This window comes from Paenibacillus sp. FSL E2-8871 (genome assembly GCF_038000345.1).
GTDB lineage: Bacteria > Bacillota > Bacilli > Paenibacillales > Paenibacillaceae > Paenibacillus_AQ.
The window spans coordinates 5,663,395-5,682,716 of sequence record NZ_JBBOBV010000001.1 but is presented as its reverse complement, the minus strand read 5'-3'; the positions used below and the strand labels follow the sequence as shown (position 1 = coordinate 5,682,716).

Annotated in this window: 14 protein-coding genes; 4 read left to right on the top strand and 10 right to left on the bottom strand. The window is 44.3% G+C overall.

All coding sequences use genetic code 11. From position 1 onward, the window contains the following. Positions 1-112: 112 nt before the first annotated feature. The 4 genes from NYE25_RS25530 to NYE25_RS25515 all read right to left on the bottom strand — a co-directional run bounded on the left by NYE25_RS25530 (position 113) and on the right by NYE25_RS25515 (position 3,673). Positions 113-865 (bottom strand): amino acid ABC transporter ATP-binding protein, encoded by a 753-nt coding sequence (locus NYE25_RS25530; RefSeq protein ID WP_445667152.1) that lies wholly within the window; start codon positions 863-865, stop codon positions 113-115. Between the two features lie 15 nt (positions 866-880). Then, positions 881-1,540, bottom strand: coding sequence for an amino acid ABC transporter permease (locus tag NYE25_RS25525; RefSeq protein WP_042185116.1), 660 nt, complete (start codon positions 1,538-1,540; stop codon positions 881-883). A 29-nt stretch (positions 1,541-1,569) separates the two neighbouring features. After that, positions 1,570-2,340, bottom strand: coding sequence for an amino acid ABC transporter substrate-binding protein (locus tag NYE25_RS25520; RefSeq protein ID WP_076283872.1), 771 nt, complete (start codon positions 2,338-2,340; stop codon positions 1,570-1,572). 211 nt (positions 2,341-2,551) lie between these two features. Beyond that, the gene (locus NYE25_RS25515) at positions 2,552-3,673 is read right to left on the bottom strand and encodes a polysaccharide deacetylase (protein ID WP_341147164.1); all 1,122 of its coding nucleotides are present in this window, start codon (positions 3,671-3,673) and stop codon (positions 2,552-2,554) included. A gap of 484 nt (positions 3,674-4,157) precedes the next feature. Between NYE25_RS25515 and qoxA the strand changes: the two genes are divergently transcribed. The 4 genes from qoxA to qoxD are packed head-to-tail and all read left to right on the top strand — an operon-like array spanning position 4,158 to position 8,023. Further along, positions 4,158-5,153, top strand: a complete 996-nt coding sequence (qoxA, locus tag NYE25_RS25510) for a cytochrome aa3 quinol oxidase subunit II (RefSeq protein WP_341147163.1) — start codon at positions 4,158-4,160, stop codon at positions 5,151-5,153. A 38-nt stretch (positions 5,154-5,191) separates the two neighbouring features. Further along, positions 5,192-7,135 (top strand): cytochrome aa3 quinol oxidase subunit I, encoded by a 1,944-nt coding sequence (gene qoxB, locus NYE25_RS25505; RefSeq protein WP_042185110.1) that lies wholly within the window; start codon positions 5,192-5,194, stop codon positions 7,133-7,135. Continuing rightward, positions 7,132-7,728, top strand: a complete 597-nt coding sequence (gene qoxC, locus NYE25_RS25500) for a cytochrome aa3 quinol oxidase subunit III (protein ID WP_076283869.1) — start codon at positions 7,132-7,134, stop codon at positions 7,726-7,728. Before qoxB ends, qoxC begins: the two co-directional genes overlap by 4 nt. 1 nt (position 7,729) lies before the next feature. Beyond that, positions 7,730-8,023, top strand: a complete 294-nt coding sequence (gene qoxD, locus NYE25_RS25495; protein ID WP_179085737.1) for a cytochrome aa3 quinol oxidase subunit IV — start codon at positions 7,730-7,732, stop codon at positions 8,021-8,023. A 74-nt stretch (positions 8,024-8,097) separates the two neighbouring features. Here qoxD and NYE25_RS25490 read toward each other — a convergent pair whose 3' ends face one another. From NYE25_RS25490 to NYE25_RS25465, 6 genes are all read right to left on the bottom strand, one after another. Then, positions 8,098-9,804: a methyl-accepting chemotaxis protein gene (locus tag NYE25_RS25490; protein WP_341147162.1), complete on the bottom strand. Its 1,707-nt coding sequence runs from the start codon at positions 9,802-9,804 to the stop codon at positions 8,098-8,100. 209 nt (positions 9,805-10,013) lie between these two features. After that, entirely contained in the window at positions 10,014-12,593 is a 2,580-nt protein-coding gene (locus NYE25_RS25485; RefSeq protein ID WP_341147161.1) for a DUF4430 domain-containing protein, read from the bottom strand. A 209-nt stretch (positions 12,594-12,802) separates the two neighbouring features. After that, positions 12,803-15,763, bottom strand: coding sequence for a GAP1-N2 domain-containing protein (locus NYE25_RS25480; RefSeq protein WP_341147160.1), 2,961 nt, complete (start codon positions 15,761-15,763; stop codon positions 12,803-12,805). Continuing rightward, entirely contained in the window at positions 15,760-17,022 is a 1,263-nt protein-coding gene (locus NYE25_RS25475; RefSeq protein ID WP_042124368.1) for a TRAFAC clade GTPase domain-containing protein, read from the bottom strand. The genes NYE25_RS25480 and NYE25_RS25475 overlap by 4 nt, the downstream gene beginning before the upstream one ends. 84 nt (positions 17,023-17,106) lie before the next feature. Beyond that, positions 17,107-17,748: a beta-mannanase gene (locus tag NYE25_RS25470; RefSeq protein ID WP_341147159.1), complete on the bottom strand. Its 642-nt coding sequence runs from the start codon at positions 17,746-17,748 to the stop codon at positions 17,107-17,109. Positions 17,749-17,770: 22 nt separating this feature from the next. Further along, positions 17,771-19,042: a vWA domain-containing protein gene (locus NYE25_RS25465; protein ID WP_042185102.1), complete on the bottom strand. Its 1,272-nt coding sequence runs from the start codon at positions 19,040-19,042 to the stop codon at positions 17,771-17,773. Between the last annotated feature and the right edge of the window lie 280 nt (positions 19,043-19,322).

Here is a 19,322-nt window from a genome sequence, read left to right as displayed (position 1 = left end):
TACTATTATTAATACAGTTTAATCTTTATGTCAACGCAAAAACCCCCACAGTTATAAAAAACTGTGGGGACTTTTTCTCATGAATAGACACTTTATTAGCCTGAGGCGGTATTCATACTCTCTTCTCTTGATTCAGAAAAATTCGAGTGCGCTCCTGCTGTGGATTATCAAAAATCTGTTCTGGTGTTCCAGACTCCGTAATCTCACCGTTGTCCATGAAAATCACACGATCAGCCACATCACGAGCAAAGTTCATCTCATGAGTGACAACAATCATCGTCATATTCTCCTCAGCAAGTTGACGGATGACGCGTAGTACCTCGCCCGTGAGTTCAGGATCAAGTGCGGAAGTAGGTTCATCGAACAATAGAATATCAGGGTTGAGCATTAATGCTCTCGCAATAGCAACCCGTTGCTTTTGTCCACCCGACAGCTTTGCAGGATACACATCCGCTTTTTCAGCAAGTCCTACCTTAGAAAGTAAGTTCTCACTTCTAGCCGTAATCTCCTTCACGCTCTCCCGTTTCAACATCCTTGGAGCTAGCTCTAGATTGCCCCGCACCGTTAAATGTGGAAATAGGTTAAAGTGTTGAAACACCATTCCCATGGACGCCGTGATCTCACGAATACTTGCTCCACTAGCATATTTTCCATTCTCCACGAGCGGCTTGCCTTGGATGAAGATGCTTCCACCCGTAATTTCCTCTAGATGTACTAGACTACGCAGCATCGTACTCTTACCTGAACCTGAAGGCCCGATAACAGCGACGGCTTCTCCCGCCTGGATATTGAAACTAACCTTCTTCAACACATCCAATTTGCCGAAGGATTTCTGTAAATCACTTACTTCTATCATGTTACTCATATTCAGACAGTCCCTCTACTCGAATTTAAAACGTTTCTCCAGTGCTTTGAAGAATAAAGTGAGCACCAGCGTCATCAGTAAGTAAATCACTCCCGCCACTACAAAGGGGGTTACAGTAAAGTCTCGATTTACTGCTGTTTTGGCATAGTTCAGTAGCTCAGGTACAGCAACGGCATACAGCAGAGCCGTATCTTTGACCAAGGAAATCGATTCATTGGCCACGGCTGGCAAAGCTACCCTAAACATTTGAGCTAGAATTACCTTGCGCAGCGTTTGCCATTTACTCAGTCCGAGTACTTTGGCTGCTTCATGCTGCCCTTTATCAATGGAGAGCATACCCCCACGGAAGATCTCCGCGAAATAGGCTCCATAGTTAAGAATAAATCCAAGACTCGCTGCAACGAAGCGGTCCATGACCAGATATTCCCCGATCACCGGAATCTGTGGTAAACCAAAGCAAAAAAATAACAATTGTAGTAAAAGTGGTGTTCCCCGCATGACATAGATATAGGTATGTGCAATCCAAGCCACGGGCTTGATCACACTCTTCGCCATCAAAGTGACTAGGAACCCGAGCGGAATCGACACCAAAATAACAATAAGAAACAATAAAATAGTTGTACGCGCGCCTTCTAACATCGGCCCGGAAATTTGTATTATATAATCCATTTTCATTTCTCCAATAAACTCTGTATATTGACCTTCTATTTTAATACCTTATTCTCACCAAACCACTTCGTGGAGATCTTCTCAGCCGTTCCGTCGTTGTTCATTTCATCCAAAGCCTTTTGAAGTTCTTCCAGTAGTGCCTCATTGCCTTTCTTAATTCCAATACCGTACTGCTCAGGAGCAAGCGATTCATCTAGTAGCTTAAAGGTATTAGGCTCTTTTGACATATAATATCTGGCTACCACTTCATCAATGACTACACCGTCCAGGCGCTTAGTCTTCAAATCTGTGAGCGCTAGCACATTATCCGGAAATTCCGACAGATTAGCAATTTGGTCTTTAATCGGATTAGCATTTAATGCATCGGCAGCGGAAGACAGACTTTGAAGTCCTACCTCTTTACCAGCCAAATCCTCAAGCTTTGAAATAGAGGAATCCGCTAATACGACCACAACCTGACTATTCTCAAGATAGGGCTTAGTGAATAACACCTTTTCCTTACGTTCATCTGTGATGGTATAACCATTCCAAATCATATCAATGCGCCCGCTATTCAGTTCTGACTCCTTAGCTGACCAGTCAATAGGCTGAAAAGTGATTTCTTTGCCCATTTTCTCAGCTGCAGCTCCGGCATAGTCGATATCAAACCCAACAATTTCATTGTTCTCATCTCTAAAGCCCATCGGAGCGAACTTATCATCAATCCCGATCACCAGCTTTCCATCCTTGCTCCCAGAAGACGAACAGCCTGATAAAGCTGCAATAACCATGATCATAAATAAAACTAAAAGTGCATTTTTCTTCATCTCTTTTATCCCCCATCGTTGACACAGTGCTGTGTGCTTTAGTTCGCTAATACGTTATCAGAGTATCATGATAACACGACAAATTAACTACGTCGATAGATTAGAGAAGCCTACATGTGTCAAATCTACAAAGATTTCAGACATCAAAAAAAAGACGGCAGATCATATCTGCCGCCGTAACAATATAAATGATTTAATTTCACTATCAGATTTAGCGCTTATCGTTCCAAAAATTGTTAGGCTCCATATCTGAAGTAATAATATGAAACGCATAGCCTTCTTTCTTCAGCGCCGCTAGGATGCGTGGAAGAACTTTAAGTGTAGCCTTTTGATCATGCATTAGAATCACCGGGCTGCTCTTCTTCAGACTATGAACTTCTCTCATAACCGTATTATAGATGGAATTACTATCGTTCTTATATCTCCAATCCTCAGAGTCAACGTTCCAATCCCACAGATGGTACCCTTGAGCTAGTATCTTATCTCTATAAGCTTTTGTTAAATAAGGTTTACTACCATAAGGTGTACGAATCAGTGTTGTACTTTGACCTGTAATCTTCTTCAGAATTGCATTATCGTCATTCATCTCTTTCAACGCAGAAGCTGGAGAAGCATAAAATTTATCTTTCACATGTGTCATGCCGTGCAAAGCAGGTGCATGTCCATCTTTCACTAAGCGTTTCACTTGAGACGCGTGTGCGTTCATGTTATTTCCTAACATGAAGAAGGTTGCCTTCGCATCATACTTCGCCAAGATATCAAGTAGTTGAGAGGTTGTAGCGGATGGGCCATCATCAAAGCTAAGATATACAACTTTCCCCTTTGTGCCTGTCGTCCCTGTAGGTACATTTTGTTGCAAAGCCTTTTTATGTTGATTCACGAATGCAGCATCGTCTAATTTAGCCCCGGAATTATACACTCTTAATAAAGATTGAGCTGGCTTAAACGAAATTGAAAATCCAAGATGAGAGGTCATCTTCACAGGAACCATCGTTCTACCATTTTCCACAAATGTTTTCAGCGGAATAGTCTTTCCATTAGGGAGAAGAGCTGTTGCGTGATCATTCAGCAGTTCGATGGAACCGTTGTTCCCTTGAACATGAATGCCAACACCCTGAAGGGTAAGATTCAGATTCAGTTCTAGGGACAAATCACGCAGTGAAACATAATATGTATCCTTTATCGACACTGCATCAATTTTAGTTAATTTATCGTTCACCCCTAATTTCAGGGATCCTGCTGCACCCGCTGCATTCACTGTATCTATCTCTCGTACCAAACCCGTACATACGAATAATACTACAAATAATAGCCACACTTTCTTTTTAAACATCTCAAAAAATCTCCCATCTCGTATATTTACCTATAACATTATCATAGATTAATAGATAGAAATTTGAGAGATTGTAACTTAATACAGAATAATTTGTTACCCTTTTTAAGACTTGCAGATATTTCGACAAAATTCATCAAATACGGATTTCGGCCAAATCCTGTCACACCAACAAAAAATGGTTAAATTCCAATCCTTTTGCACAAAATAGATGTGTCCAAATTAGCAACTTTAGTAAATTATTGAACAAAGTTTGAACAGAAATAAATAACCATTAAACAGCGTGGCTACAGTGATCTTTATCATATCATTAGGAACTTGTAACAAATTGATCACACATATTTAACTTGATCGCCATTATTAAGGTCTATTATGGCTCAGATGGAAAAATAAGTCTTTTGCTTTCTTTCTCATTAGTTCTTACTATATATGAAGGTAATGATGAGGGTTAATTAATAGAAGTATTGAAGGAAGGAGCTTAAGCATGAACAAAAAGGGACCGTTATACGCTTTATTTCTCAGCCTAATTTTACTCTTGCCAGGATGCAGTTCAATCGCTGTTCTGAATCCGAAGGGGCCGGCTGCGAGAACTCTGTCTGACACGATCATCCTCTCCATTGTTATGATGCTCGGTGTTCTAGCAGTTGTCTACATCTTATATGTCTTTGTACTTTTGAAGTACCGCGCTAAGAAAAGTAATGAAGATTATATTCCTCCTCACGAGGAAGGAAACAAATGGTTGGAGGCCATCTGGATTACAATCCCGATTATTATCGTGGCATTCCTCTCCGTGGTCACTGTCAAAACGACAGTAGATGTAGAAAACGTTGCAGCGGATTATAAAGATCAGAAACCGCTTGTAATCTACGCTTCCTCCTCCAACTGGAAATGGCATTTCAGCTATCCTGAGGAAGGTATTGAAACCGTAAACTACGTGAACATTCCAGTTCACCGCGCTGTCGAGTTCAGATTGTACTCTTTCGGTACGATCTCAAGTCTCTGGATCCCTCAATTGGGAGGACAGAAATATGCGATGAGTGACATGCTTACCACTCTGCATCTTTCAGCGGATACTGTAGGTTCTTATACCGGAAGAAATGCGAACTTTAATGGTAAGGGTTTTGCCCACATGGAGTTCGAAGCCCTTGCGATGACTGATAAGGACTATCAAGAATGGGTAAAAGACGTTAAAGAAACAGCAGGTCCATTAACCGAAGACGAATTCAAAAATCTTTTGAAAATGGAATATGTCGGACGCAAAACATACACCAACACTCACTTATCCTTTAGCCCTCCTCCAGGAGACCATGGCGACCATATGAGTAATAATGGTAAAGAAATGGATATGGATAATGGAACTATGGAACATCAGGATAATAAAGAAATTCATCCGTCTCCTGCACCATCTAGCGAGACAGAATTTAACAGTGAACCTAATCCAGAACTGGATGAACAGAGCACTACACATGAAGGACATTAGTCCATGTTAATTGAGCAACTTGAAAGGAGCGATTCCTAATGGATTGGGATAAATTTAAGGTCCATGGCGAACCCCTGATTTACGGGGCTATGGCAAGTATTGTTTTAGCTACAATCGGGATTATCGTCGGCCTAACCTATTTTAAAAAATGGGGATATTTATGGCGCGAATGGTTAACTACTGTTGACCACAAACGTATCGGGGTTATGTATATCCTTGCTGCGCTACTAATGCTTTTCCGCGGCGGCGTTGACGCTATTATGATGAAGCTGCAAACCGCAGCCCCAGACATGAAATTTCTTGACGCACAGCATTACAACGAGGTATTTACAACACACGGCTTGATCATGATCCTTTTTATGGCCATGCCGTTTATTATCGGTCTGATGAACGTTATCGTACCGCTACAAATCGGTGCCAGAGACGTTGCCTTCCCACGTCTTAACGCTGTCAGCTTCTGGCTCTTCTTCTTCGGAGCAATGCTGCTTAACATTTCGTTTGTTATCGGGGGATCACCAGATGCTGGTTGGTCTGCATACTTCCCACTAGCAAGTATAGAGTTCAGCCCAACGGTGGGTAACAACTACTACTCGCTCGCGCTACAAATATCGGGTATCGGTACACTCCTCACAGGCGTTAACTTTATTGTAACGATTCTGAAGATGCGTGCTCCTGGTATGAAGCTGATGAAAATGCCAATGTTTACATGGTCCGTACTAATCACGAACGTAATTATCGTATTCGCTTTCCCAGTGCTTACGGTTGCGCTCGCTTTGATGATGTTCGACCGGTTATTCGGCTCTCAATTCTTCACGATGGCCAACGGCGGTATGGATATGTTATGGGCCAACCTTTTCTGGGTATGGGGACATCCAGAAGTATATATCGTTGTACTACCTGCCTTCGGTATTTATAGTGAAATTATCGCCACCTTCTCCAAAAAGAACCTGTATGGATATACATCCATGGTCTTTAGTATGTTGATCATCTCCCTCTTGTCCTTCTTAGTATGGGCTCACCATTTCTATACAATGGGTCAAGGCGCTATGGTTAACAGTTTCTTCTCGATTACTACTATGGCCATTGCCGTTCCAACAGGTGTGAAAATATTTAACTGGCTATTCACCTTACGAAAAGGGCGAATATCATTTACGACGCCGATGCTATATTCGCTCGCGTTTATCCCGATCTTTACGATTGGTGGGGTAACAGGTGTCATGCTGGCCATGGCCAGCGCCGATTATCAGTACCATAATACAATGTTCCTGGTAGCACATTTCCACTACGTTCTCATTCCAGGTGCTGTATTCGCCGTTATCGCAGGTTTCCACTACTGGTTCCCTAAAGTATTCGGCTTCCGTTTGAACGAACGTCTTGGTAAACATGCCTTCTGGTGGATTATTATTTCCTTTAACGTATCGTTCTTCCCACTGTTCCTTCTCGGACTTAAGGGAATGACACGTCGACAATACACTTATTCTGCGGATACCGGATTTGGTCCGCTCAGTATGGTCTCGTTCATAGGGGCGATAGGTCTTACAGTCGGATTTGTAATTCTGGTGTATAACATCTACTGGAGTACACGTTATGAACCAAGAGATACAAATGGAGATCCATGGGATGCACGTACACTGGAGTGGGCAACGAAAAGTCCGATTCCAGCTTACAACTTCGCAGTGGTTCCAACCGTAAAAACACGCGATGCCTACTGGTTCTCTAAACAAGACAACGTACCTCTATACGAAGACAAGATTACTAAGATTCATATGCCTAGCAATTCAGGCAAACCATTTATTCTGGGTGTTATCTTCTTCATTGCAGGATTCTCTCTGGTATTCAGTCTCTGGATTCCAGCCATTCTCTCTGGAGTAGGTATCCTCATCGTTCTAGCTGCTATGTCCTTCGATCGGGATCATGGATTCTACATCCCTGCAGAAGAAGTTATTGCTACTGAAAAGAAATTGCGGGGTGAGACAATATGAAAATAGATGCGTCTAAGCCGCTTGAATACTCAACAGAAGAGAATAGTAATAAAATCTTTGGCTTCTGGGTCTTTCTAGGAGCAGAGATTGCACTGTTCGCTACGTTGTTCACTGTTTACTTTGTAATGGTAGACCGTTTTGCCAGCGGCCCTAGCGGGCCGGACCTTTTTGAAATTGGTCCCGTGATGATCGAAACATTACTGCTGTTGACAAGCTCATTTACGATCGGTCTTGCAGTTCATGCTATGCGGCATGGTTACCAGAAAGCTATGATGGTCTTTTTCGGACTAACCCTACTCATGGGTCTCGGCTTCCTTGGTATTGAAATCATGGAGTTTGTCACTTATGTTCACGAAGGGGCTACACTTCAAACCAGCGGATTCCTATCCAGTCTCTTTGTACTGCTGGGAACACACGGAGCTCACGTATCGTTCGGGTTCCTGTGGGGTGCGGCTATCTTAATCCAGTTGAAGCGTCAAGGTATTACTCCGGCTACGGCCAATAAATCCTTTATCTTCTCGCTGTACTGGCATTTCTTGGACGTTGTCTGGATCTTTATTTTCAGCTTCGTCTATCTGAAAGGACTGATGTAGCATGATGAAGCAACTGTTTCCAATTCGCCATGTGATGGGTTTCTTAGCCTCTCTTGTCCTTTCTGTGGCTGCACTTGCTGTAATCTACCTTGATCTATCTAATAGTGCGAACATGGCTATCCTGCTTATTACAGCGCTCATTCAGGCTTCCCTGCAGCTCTTCCTGTTCATGCATATTGGAGAATCAGCTGATACCAAGAAAGAACTCTACCTCAATATCGCCTATGCCTTATTCGTTGGCTTAGTTACGATCTTTGGTACGCTCTTCATCTTCGTATGGGGCTGGTATGCTTAACTCCATTCAATAACACACAAAAGGACGTCTCCAAAGCCTAAATGGCTCTGGGACGTCCTTTTTTTCATTTCGCGTTATAATTTAAATCGCGCTAAAGTCTTCTGCAGATCTTCCGCCAGCACCGCTAAATACTGAGCTGATGCGGACATTTCCTCCATAGCAGACAGTTGCTGCTGACTAGCTGCGCTGGTGTCCTGAACACCCACTGCCCCTTTATTGGATATTGCATTGACCTGTTCCATTGCTGCCGCTACACCTTGTGACTCTAAGGAGACATGCGCAACCGCCTCTCTAATCTCTTCCGTCTGCAGCGTAGCTTCTTTAATAGAACTTTGAATCTCATGAAACGCTTGAGATACGAGCTGACTTTGAGCTACGCCGTGAGAGACTAGCTCGGAGCCGAAAGCCATTGATTCTACTGCTCTTTCAGTTTGCTTTTGAATATGCGTAATAATATCCGTTACTTTCAGTGAACTGTTTCGCGTCGCTTCTGCAAGACCCCGAATTTCTCCAGCAACTACAGCAAAGCCACGTCCATGTTCTCCAGCTCTCGCTGCTTCGATAGAAGCATTAAGCGCCAGCAGGTTCGTCTGTGTTGCAATTCCGTTAATCGTAGTAATAATTGTATTTATATCCTGAGACAGCTGCCCAAGGTTACTAATAATCTCTTGGCTCTGAGTTACGCCGGAGTCGATTTCCTTCATCTGTTCAATGATGTTATCTACGGCGATTACCCCTTGATCTGTTGAACCAGAAGCGACTCCCATAAGGTCGGACATTTCAAAACTGCTACTTTCTACGGCCGAAATATTATTGGTCATAGCTTGTATAGACTGAGATGTACGATTAATGCTTTCCGTCTGTTCATCAAACCCTGCTGCAATCTCTCCAGAAGCTTCGGCGATCATTTGCGAAGCCAACGAGGTCTGCTCAGCACTAGCGCTCATCTCTTGCGATGAGGCTGATAACAATTCTGCACTCTCCGCAATGCCTTGCATCATCTTACGTAAGCTCTCCAGCATATTGTTAAAAGAGCTATTAATTTGGCCGATTTCATCCTTGGCGGTATACGTTGCTATCACGGTTAAATCCCCATTTTCCGCCCGCTTCATTAAACCTTGCAGTTCCTTAAGAGGTTTCGTAATCAGCCCAATGATTGCAACACTAAGCACGATACAAATGATCAAAGAGAAGGATATCAATACTATACTTTTAGTCTTCATGCTCTTAGCGGTATCCGCGGACTCTGAATTATGATCTTCAGCTCCCTTTAGCAGCGAATCGCTTATTCCTTTAAGCATATTGATCATTTTCTCACGGGAAATACTAAAATCGCCTGTGAATACTTTATAAGCCTCTTGACTCCCTTGGGTATCCGCAACCTGAATGATATTCTCTCTTTGTACACGATAGTCTGTTAAGGAGGACTCAAATTCCTTTATTTTACTCACTACCGTACTATCATTGTACTGGACGGTCTTCAGCTTGTTCAAAAGATCATTATTTTCCTGAACTTTCCTCTTAATGCTCTCTGACAGTTCTTTGTTTTTGTTTACATCAACGCTAATCAAGCGCTCCAAGAGAAAAGCTTCGATGGCCCGATTGTTTGTACGCATTTGCCCCACGTAAGAAACAGGCAACAAGTTTTCATTATACGTCTCTGTTGTTTTTTGGGCCATTTTGTCCATGGTAAGAAAGCCTGTTACTCCCACGATATTTAACATAATTACAGAAAACACCAAAAGAATCCCGATTTTGAATTTTACTTTCATATTCCTCATCTACACTCCGCCTTCACATGATCTTACTAACTATCTATTTTTATCGGTTGGAGAGGCGAATAGTTTGATGATTTCCAAATAAAATAATGAATAAAATGTCGAAAATAAGTTTATGTTGTCAAATATTGCAACAAAAGAAAACAAAAACGGACACTCGATCCGCTAATACTCCGAATCGTAGTGCCCGCCTAACAAATAATCAATCGTACTTATTCACCTGATGAATAATACCAATATAATGTATCACCGTTCTCTAAAATGTAGCTGTCCGCGCTGATACTTGGATCAGCATCTCTATTCGTCCTATACTTCCATCCACTGCTAGGTCCGCCATCAAATTCGGACAAACCATCTATAGATTTAACGTATTTACTTCCAGCGTTTCCGGATGATACTACCTTATCGCCCAATTGACTAATCAATAAGCTATAAGCCGTTTCACCTTCTTTTAGCGATACTGTTGTACTGTTCAGAATGGTACCCTTCTTGTTATCCCCAACGACTGAAATGTTAGCCGTAGCTTTAACAGGAGCAATAACATCTGAAGCAATGTTTAGTGACTGAGTATAACGCGCCACACTAGGCACACTATCTTTAGCATATCCGGTAACAATGATCGTATAGGTATTCGCTGGTAGACCTTGGTCAAATGCAGCTACACCCTTAGCATTTGTGATCGCCTTCTGATCACCGATCAAGACCTGCACGCCAGCGGCTGGAGAAGTCACTGGATCGGAAGTAAAGGTATCCTTATTCCACACCCATTTTTTCTGAGAAACTTTTACTGTGAAAGCTTCACCCGGCTTCGGCTGTGCAGAGGATACAACCGCAGTATCAACAACCTGTGTGGTTTCTCCGGCATAATATACAAGAACACGGTCGGATTCCTGTAATTCAAAAGCGTCCATACCTACACTTGGATAGATCCATTCACCGCTACGCCATACTACGAAGCTCCACCAGCCATCATAAAGGCCTTGAGTAACTCCATGAATGCCTGATACAAAATTACCATATGACGATTTCGTGATATCTACTTTAAAATCATTCGAAGACCCCAATTGCTGCAAAGCTTCAAGCGCATTGGAAGCCTTTAAAGTCCCCTCACCGATCAGCCCTTGCGGACCCTCAACGGTAAGTGAAGCCTTAACATTCTTAGGAATTACCTTTAGCTCTTGAGTATATTTAGCTATGGATGGCGCTTTTCCTTCACGATAGCCTGTTACAGTCAGCTTGTAATCACCTGCTGGAACATTCCCTGTGAATAACGCCTCGCCTTTAGCATTCGTTGTTATGATGCGATTTCCAATTTGGACCTGAACGCCAGAAGCTTTGGCGTTAACTGGGGAGGACGTATTCGTTACAGCGTCCCATTTCCATGTCTTACTATTTACTACAACAGTAAAAGAATCGCCCTCTTTAGGGCTTGGTTTGGACACCGTTACCGAATCTACAAGTTTAGTATCATCTCCAGCATAATAAACCAGCACCTGATCTGAATCTTTAAGCGCAAAATCACTCATTCCAACATCAGGATTGATCCATTGACCGTTACGGGATACGGCATACATCCATCCGTCATAGCCGCCGTAGCTTCCAGCCGGAATGCTTCCAATTCCTGTGACATAAGCACCGGAAGGATTCGTGATCGGCAGGTTCGTCTGAAGAGCCAACTTCTCTAGTGCACCAAGCACGTTGCTGGCATATCCATATCCCTGTGCTAATGTACTCTTAGGACCCTCTACAGTAACAGGTGCATAGATTAAGGCATTCTGAACGGATGACTTAGAAAAATCGTATAACTTGCTGTTGCTGCCTTTATAGAGCAGATTGTAGGCTACAAGCGCCTGAAGGCCTTGCTCTGTAGCTAAAATATTGCTGCTTCCGCCACGGTTATGAGCGAAACTGCCGTCAGCGAGACGGTAGCTCAGCAGGTTACCGATCAGATTCACTTTATTCTTGGTATATTCTAATCCACTTGGATCTACACCGAAGGATGTGAGACCTAGAATAGCTTGTGCAGCGCTCTCAGCACTATCTCCGTAACCTCCATGACTATCCTGAGCATTAGATAGCCAAGATACGGCTTGTAGCCCTGCTGTGTAAGCTTCTGGATTACGCTTATGTGCCGCTAGAGCGGTCAAAGCTATCGCTGTCATATCTGGCTCACTAGCGCCTGTCGTTAAGGCAAAGCCGCCATCTTGATTTTGCTTGGAGAGAATCTCAGCAATGAGCTTATCCGCTGTCCATTTCGCGTTATATGGAATGTTATATTTACCAGAGTCCAGTGCGAGCAAAGCATATACTGGATTATTAAGTGTCTGTCCACTGATTTTGTCATGATTATAGATCTTCTCTATTAAGTTATAGCCAGGTGTTGTTCCGCTTCCAGCAAAGTTAGTAGGATCAGCACCTACCGCTCTTACTGCGAGTACAATTCTCGCATAATCCGTTACGTTCGCGAAATTCCCCTCTGCATCTTTCACCTTTTTCTCAAGAGCTAGACGGTAACCTGCTGGCAGTTTGTATCCCGCTTGAGCCAGCCCAATCGCTTGCCAATCCGACTGCACGCCACCCTTTAGAATAAATTCTGCAGCTGTATAGGTCGCATCCGCAACATTAATCCGCTCCGCCTGAGCAGCTGCATCGCTAGATTCATCTAGTCCGGTGCTAACACCTGCCTCTGCGAAGATGGTTCCTGCCGGAGCAAGGGATGTTCCTAAAATTGAAATGACCATGAATATGGCCAGTCCAAGTACAAAAAACTTGGAGGTGACTATTTTCTTCATTGTTCAACCTCTTTCTATAAAGGAATGGATACTACATAAAATAAGAGCACACAACATAAAGACCGCCCCTAGAAAGGGCGGTATAACCTTATTTTCATAATCATATCTATTAATACATAGCATGTCTATAGAAAAGCTTTGTATGATTAATAAAAAAAAGAACAGCAGAACCAAACCTTTCGGCATCGTCCTGCTGATCAGAAATTCCTTTATTCAGCTGTTCCTTCCGGACTTGCAGTTGGAGAAGGTTCAGCACTTGAGTTAACACCCAGTGTATCCTTTGGAGCAGGATCTACAATCAATGTAAATCTTCCCGCCTTGATCATACTTTTCTCTACGATGGTCGCTCCCGGTTCTAAGGTAACCTCCACCTGATAGGATGGCTGTACCCCTTCTGTGACAGCTGTCGCGGATGGATCAACTGTGTTATTCTCCGCATCAGATGAAGGCGTTGGAGAAGGTGTGGCATCGGCTCCTGAGTTAGTAGCGTCCGCACCTTCAGCCGTTTCAGAATTAGCGCCTGTGGCATCCGCTGACGGAACTGGACAAGTTCCATGGCTAGCAGCGACTTTAAAGCTCTTATCCACCACATTGGATGAAGTCATCAGACTAATCTCCGGCGGATTAAATTGCACACAATCATCAGCTTTGGCAAACGTGAACACCAATATGCTGCTCCCCTTATCTCCTTCGACGCTCTGATCCTTCAAGTATACTGAAGCCGGAGGTAGCTCATTGCCTGCACTCTGAACGGGTGTCGGCTCAGGGCTCGTCCCCGGCAGAGCCGTCTTTGGATCATCCGGACGCAGCATACTGAATACGATAATTGCGATAATCACCAGAATGCCCGTGATGGAACCGGAGATCAGGAGTCGAAATCGACTGCGGCTGATCCAGCGCGCCAGCGGGGAAGCGAGCTGGGAGCGAGCTTCATTGTACACATTTTGAAGAGCAGGCCGTGCTGTAGTAACATAGCTTTTACGGAACTCACGATTCTTGAAGGCTTCGCGGTCACTGCTCTGGAAATACTTCAGAATCGCCCGGCGGTAACCCGGATAAAGCTTTTTATTCGATATCGTAAATAAAGAATTTCCTTGAGACCATGCAAAGAATCGATAGATAACATCCTTATCGGTACCGGCTTTATGCTTTACTAATTCCAAGAGTGCGTCATAATCCAGTGGACCACCCTCGCGCTGACTGGTGTAGTAGAAAGCTAGAGGCAGACGTTCAAAAGGCTCTAGCACTCGGGCTTCCTTCAGTAAACGGCGACCGAGCAGTTGTACATCGTCCAGCTCCTTTGGAGATAAGCCTGCAAAAATCTCTTCATTCGGCTTCTCTTCACCAAACCAGCGATAAGCAGCGCGGAGTGCATTTTCTTTCTGCTTGCTAATTCTATCTAGTGGCGGCTGCCAATCCACGACATTGCCATAACGTAAGAAAACAACCTCCAGTAAGTCCTCCTGCGTCATTTCAGTAAGGGATAGCCGGTTCAGCAAGAATCTGTCTGCAGATGCTGCCAGATCCTGCATGAGCGAGAGTACTTTAGGAGATACGCCTGTCCCTCTACGTCGATCTTTCTCCGCTTTATCTACAGTGCCATGAATTTCCGCCACCGCAGCAACCGGATCAGTCTCCAGTTGTAGCTTTTCTAGCAAATAATCCCTTACTGCATCCTGAGCAAAAGGCTGCTCTAACGCAGCTGGCAGAAAACGGCCCCAGTGGAGTACAAAATTCAGAATATCCACAGATTTAGATGCAGCAACTAGTCTTGATTCCATATAAGGCTCTAATAGCTGCTTGCGGAAATACGTTTCAGACATTACCCGTTGAAAAAAAGCAGCACTTAGCTCATCAGTACCCTCAATGATGCCGTAAGCTGCATTGAGAACATCTTTGCGTCCTGCTTCCACGCTGTGAAGCATTCCATTAATGAAATAATCAACGATTCTAACTTTGTAATTATGATCCTTGAGCAGAAAATAATCCTTAAAGCACTCCATAATCTCAGGATCCGGGACATTCCTTTGCCGGACTAAATCAAATTCTCGGTCGAATCGCTCCAAGAAAATATCATTCAGTCGGATTCTGGAATGAATAGCCCCCTCCGCTTTAAGATAAGAGAGCAATCCACTCAGCACCGCGCTCTTGTTCTCTGTATATAAGTGCTCATTCCCCTGCTCAATCTCATAAAATACGGCTAACTCATTATAGAGAGCGAGCGATAGTTTATGCTCAGAGCTTTCTCCACGCAGGATCTGATCGGCAAAACTTACGAAATCGTCGAGATCTCCTGGATTCAAAAGTAAAAGCTTCCAAACCAGATCAGCATACGGCTGACGGGACTCGCCAAAATCTACATTCCCCATCCGACCTGAAACCAAATCGAATGTAAAGTCCTTCTCGATGCTGCGATCACCGGGACGGAGCGAACCTTTTTCCACAAAGCTAAGATGAATATATTTACGGCTTTGCGGTTCATTCGCATACGTAATCACACCTAATCTGCGGCGGAATTCATACGGCAGCACGCTATATAAAATCTCTGTAAGCTCCACCGCACGTGCGGACAGCTCCGTGATAGGTACATTTAGAGCGATATAGATTTTTTTCTTACCTGCCACAGAGAGCATCACCGCTTGCAGCAATGCCTTAAATATCCCTTCATCAATCCCTAACAAGCGTAATCCCGCTATAGGATCAGGTCGGCGATCCGTACGTATAACTGGAATAGCAGACAGCTCCGGCAAGGTTCCGCCCAGCTCTCCTTCATAACTTTTTGCGAAATCAGCATGCAGAAAGTCCCCGTAGCTCTGAATAATCTCCTCTGAACGTGAGGCCGGAACTACAAAGTTATGTGCAAAAAAGGCGCTCCGCTGGCCCGTAAAATCCGTCGCTTGATAACGACTCGTCCCAAGAACCGTGTCGCCATTCTCTGCATGGAACAGGTGCAGCGCACTAGGATATAGAGTCTCATCCTTCTCCCCACGCGCGGCCAGCTCTGCTGGAGCATCGTAAAGACAGAAGGGATGCAGTGTTTTTTTGATAAAATTATTGTCCAGACTGTCCGATTTCGCTACTGTATCAAAACCTTCAGTGGAACGAAATAATCCGCGGCGTTCGCGGGTATACATTTGTTGGGCGATCTTAGACCCTGAGAAAACATTCACGGGCCGTCGCTCCCCTCAATATACTTCAGCTTATGCAGCAGCCAAATAAACGGCTCGTCTACACGAATCGGGCTTACTACACCCTCAATCTTCTGATTCACAGGATTACTGCCCAACGCAGATACCGCAAAATAGCCTGTATTCGAGAAGTACACATCCATCGTATCTTTAAAAGGTCTGTCCACCTTACCAATAAATCTGCGGATTTCTCCGTCGATGTTATGGAATTCATCCATATTCAATGTTTTGCGATGGACATAGTTATTGAACACATTACTGTTGGACTTGATGTAATCGCCATCCTCATCCTTCAGCGAATGCAGCATATCACTTTTCGCAAGAACGACTGCTGTTGGAATGTCAGTTTTGCTCTTTTCCTGATAGGCAATAAAATCACCGAACATCGTCAGCACAACATCACGCGGCTCGTCATATTGCGAGACCCATTCGCCCGGGCGATCACCGATATTAATATGAATCTTCTCACGGATCGAACGGATTTGCAGCGGATCGACCATAAACAGAATACCGGCAGAGTTCTTAATATGTTGACCGTGTAGTCCGAGATAATCCTGATCCACCATGCCCTCACCCGCTACATCAAAGAACACAAGTGTCAGCGGCGGCTTTTCTTCATCCTTAAAAACAAATTGAAAGATAAACGGCTCCTGCATTTTCTCCTTCTGTGTGGAAGCTAGCAGATCCCCGCGTTCAAACAGCGGTTCTTCATAGAGCGTACGGAACTTACGGCTAATCTCCGCGTTGAGCGGCATACAAGCGGCATCAAAATGACCTGCTGTCGTATGCTGCAAGGTATGAATCAGCGCGGTCATGTATACCGACTTCCCGACTTGGGAGGCTCCGATAATCGAGATAATGTTACTTGGAACCTTACCTGCAGTCACAGGCAGCTCGTTATGGCAAGATGGACATAGCCGTCTGCGTGTAAGCACTCCATAACGATCCGTAAGCCCTGTTAACACATGATCGGTATAATGATGGTATTCTTCCGGAATATCCGCCGGATTAATGATTGCTTCTATGTCATCCACCGTATCGAGCCCAAAGCGCTCACGGTATTTATTCAAGGCATCATCCTCGCCCAGCGCGTAATTCTCATCGTCCTCTCGGCTATGCATAGCCCGAAAGACTACATCCTCCGGAGAGAACTTAGTGAAGCAATACGGACACACAATATCATAAAAAAGCGGCCTTGGCTCCGGCTGATTCTTTTTCATAAAACGGCTAAAAAAAGACATCTACTCATCCTCCCAAAAGTTGTATCTGCGTATCTTGCTATGGACAGGCATTGTCCAACACTCGCTTGTACGCATAGACTGATCTTACTCCGGCACCAGCTCGTAATAAAGCCCATACCTAGGACCGTCGGTGAAAAAGATGCGTACAAAATCATCCTTACCGATCTCAATCGGCGGGAGTACATTGCGTCCAGGGGCGAAATCCTGTACAAAGGGAAAGAGAATACCATCCTCTTTCCCTGCCGGATGTCCTCCCCGTTTCTTAACATAACAGAGGACATCTCGAGCCACTGGAACTTCTGCCGTAATCGCCATATGTACGGTCTTTTGTTTTCCGAATAATCCTCTTTTTTGTTGAACGGAATAATAGATTCTGGCTTTGCCTGCACTGACCACCACACGGTTCGCACCGTCATTTTGCCTCACCAGCAGTGTCTCTCCGTTCTCAGCAAGGCGAGCGTATATGGTATAGGAGACTAGGCCGATCTCATCCAATCGATCACGGTATCCATTGTTAGATTTGTATTCCTCACGAGTGTAGAGCTTCATTCCGACCGGAGGAATATCCCCGGTGCCAATAGAAACCTCTTCTGCGGAGGTCTTATGGATGTACACCGCCTGCACGCCGTCCGGCCAGCGCCATCTCAGCGTACAGAACCGTTCATCCACTTGAGATGTCACATCCGTTATTACCAGAGCGGAAGCATTATCCTCGGCGTACCTCATCACTGTAAACCCCTTTCAACTACTAGAATCCTTTGCTATTCCGATTTCTCCGTCGATCAGGAAAGCTTTCTGACGGTGGATTAGGAGCTGCATTATTTCTTCTATTACGGTAAATACGTCCTTCACCTACCGGAATGACGCCTGTAAATAATGAGATGATTGCAGCCAATATAAGAACAGCAAGGAGGCGAATTAGGCCGTCAGTGAAATTGTGCCCGCTAAGTCCAAATTCCAGAATAAGCCCTGCGAACAACCCTGAGATCACACCGCCAATCCCGAAGCTTTTTGCTAAATGACGGTTATCAAACATAATACCAAGACCGAGTCCAAGTGCAGCACCGATTAGCATCAGCGACAAAATACGAACTGCAGCATAGTATGGACTATCTGCCGTAGCATCACTACGCACCGTAAGCAATGTCCGATCTCCCAAACGATCATAGATTTGCTGGAATACATCACCCAAAAGAGCCGTATCTGTCACATCATAATAGTGACCGCCCGTTATTTTCGCAATATCCTGCAGCAACTGGGTACCGGCAGGATCCTGCATCCCCAGACCAATGGTATTTACGGCAATTCCACGATCTATATAGGTCTGTAATTCTCGTGAGGTGTCGAAATTACTCACTCCGTCCGACAGCAAGATGACCATAGCGCCTTGATTTTTTCTGCCGTCACTGTCTATCTCCTTAAGTGCTTCCGAGATCGCACCACTTATGTTCGTGCCACCCTCAGTTGGTTTCAGATTATCAATGGCAGTCAACACCTTCTCACGATTCTGCGAATCCGAGAGTGGTGTTAACGGCTGGACGACTACAGCTTCGTGATTAAATGTCACCACCGCTACCTGATTGTCATTGTCCATTCTCGCAATTAACGCCTTAGCGGCTGAATAACGGCTGTTATCAGGATCACTCTGCGCCATACTGCCAGAGTCATCGATAGCCATTACAACATTTTTAACCGGTTTAGCACCGCCAAAATTCAGCTCATAAACGAATTCTGTTAATGCTCCAACTCCAAGTGCAAGGACAATCATCAGAGGCAGGAGCTTCCAGGATAAACCTAGGTAGCGCTGCTTCCACGAGGCTCCGTTCAGCCGTGGCGAGATCATTTCTGCAAGCAGACAACCGATGCCGATACCGAGTGCTACTATGGCAAAATAAATGCCTACGAGCAAGATGGAAGGCAGATCGTTGTACCAGCTTAGCAGCCACTCGCCAAAAAGAAAGGCGACCCCGCCGCCGATCAGACTGAAGAAGAGCAGGAGCAGATTGATTTTTCTCTGCATCGTTATACTTCCTTTCCGGGAGAAACCTGAATTGTACTCTTATGGCCTTAACATTGTTCGGGGGTTATGTAACCCGATTAACGGGCTGCCCGGATGTGTAATCATCCCCCAGATTGCACTTTGTGCAATAGAATGGAATAAAAGAAACATCTATTTCTATTCTATTGCATAATGTGCATTGGAAATAAGGAGAAATGTCCCTATTCCAGAAATCTACTTAAATCTATTGTATCAAATACAACAGAACTCTAATTAAAGGTTATATCCGATGAATCTATTG

Excerpts from the sequence above, each read along its gene's own strand:
- NYE25_RS25530 (WP_445667152.1), bottom strand. The coding sequence starts at position 865 with ATGAGTAACATGATAGAAGTAAGTGATTTACAGAAATCCTTCGGCAAA.
- NYE25_RS25525 (WP_042185116.1), bottom strand. The coding sequence starts at position 1,540 with ATGAAAATGGATTATATAATACAAATTTCCGGGCCGATGTTAGAAGGC.
- NYE25_RS25520 (WP_076283872.1), bottom strand. The coding sequence starts at position 2,340 with ATGAAGAAAAATGCACTTTTAGTTTTATTTATGATCATGGTTATTGCA.
- NYE25_RS25515 (WP_341147164.1), bottom strand. The coding sequence starts at position 3,673 with ATGTTTAAAAAGAAAGTGTGGCTATTATTTGTAGTATTATTCGTATGT.
- qoxA (WP_341147163.1), top strand. The coding sequence starts at position 4,158 with ATGAACAAAAAGGGACCGTTATACGCTTTATTTCTCAGCCTAATTTTA.
- qoxB (WP_042185110.1), top strand. The coding sequence starts at position 5,192 with ATGGATTGGGATAAATTTAAGGTCCATGGCGAACCCCTGATTTACGGG.
- qoxC (WP_076283869.1), top strand. The coding sequence starts at position 7,132 with ATGAAAATAGATGCGTCTAAGCCGCTTGAATACTCAACAGAAGAGAAT.
- qoxD (WP_179085737.1), top strand. The coding sequence starts at position 7,730 with ATGATGAAGCAACTGTTTCCAATTCGCCATGTGATGGGTTTCTTAGCC.
- NYE25_RS25490 (WP_341147162.1), bottom strand. The coding sequence starts at position 9,804 with ATGAGGAATATGAAAGTAAAATTCAAAATCGGGATTCTTTTGGTGTTT.
- NYE25_RS25485 (WP_341147161.1), bottom strand. The coding sequence starts at position 12,593 with ATGAAGAAAATAGTCACCTCCAAGTTTTTTGTACTTGGACTGGCCATA.
- NYE25_RS25475 (WP_042124368.1), bottom strand. The coding sequence starts at position 17,022 with ATGTCTTTTTTTAGCCGTTTTATGAAAAAGAATCAGCCGGAGCCAAGG.
- NYE25_RS25470 (WP_341147159.1), bottom strand. The coding sequence starts at position 17,748 with ATGAGGTACGCCGAGGATAATGCTTCCGCTCTGGTAATAACGGATGTG.
- NYE25_RS25465 (WP_042185102.1), bottom strand. The coding sequence starts at position 19,042 with ATGCAGAGAAAAATCAATCTGCTCCTGCTCTTCTTCAGTCTGATCGGC.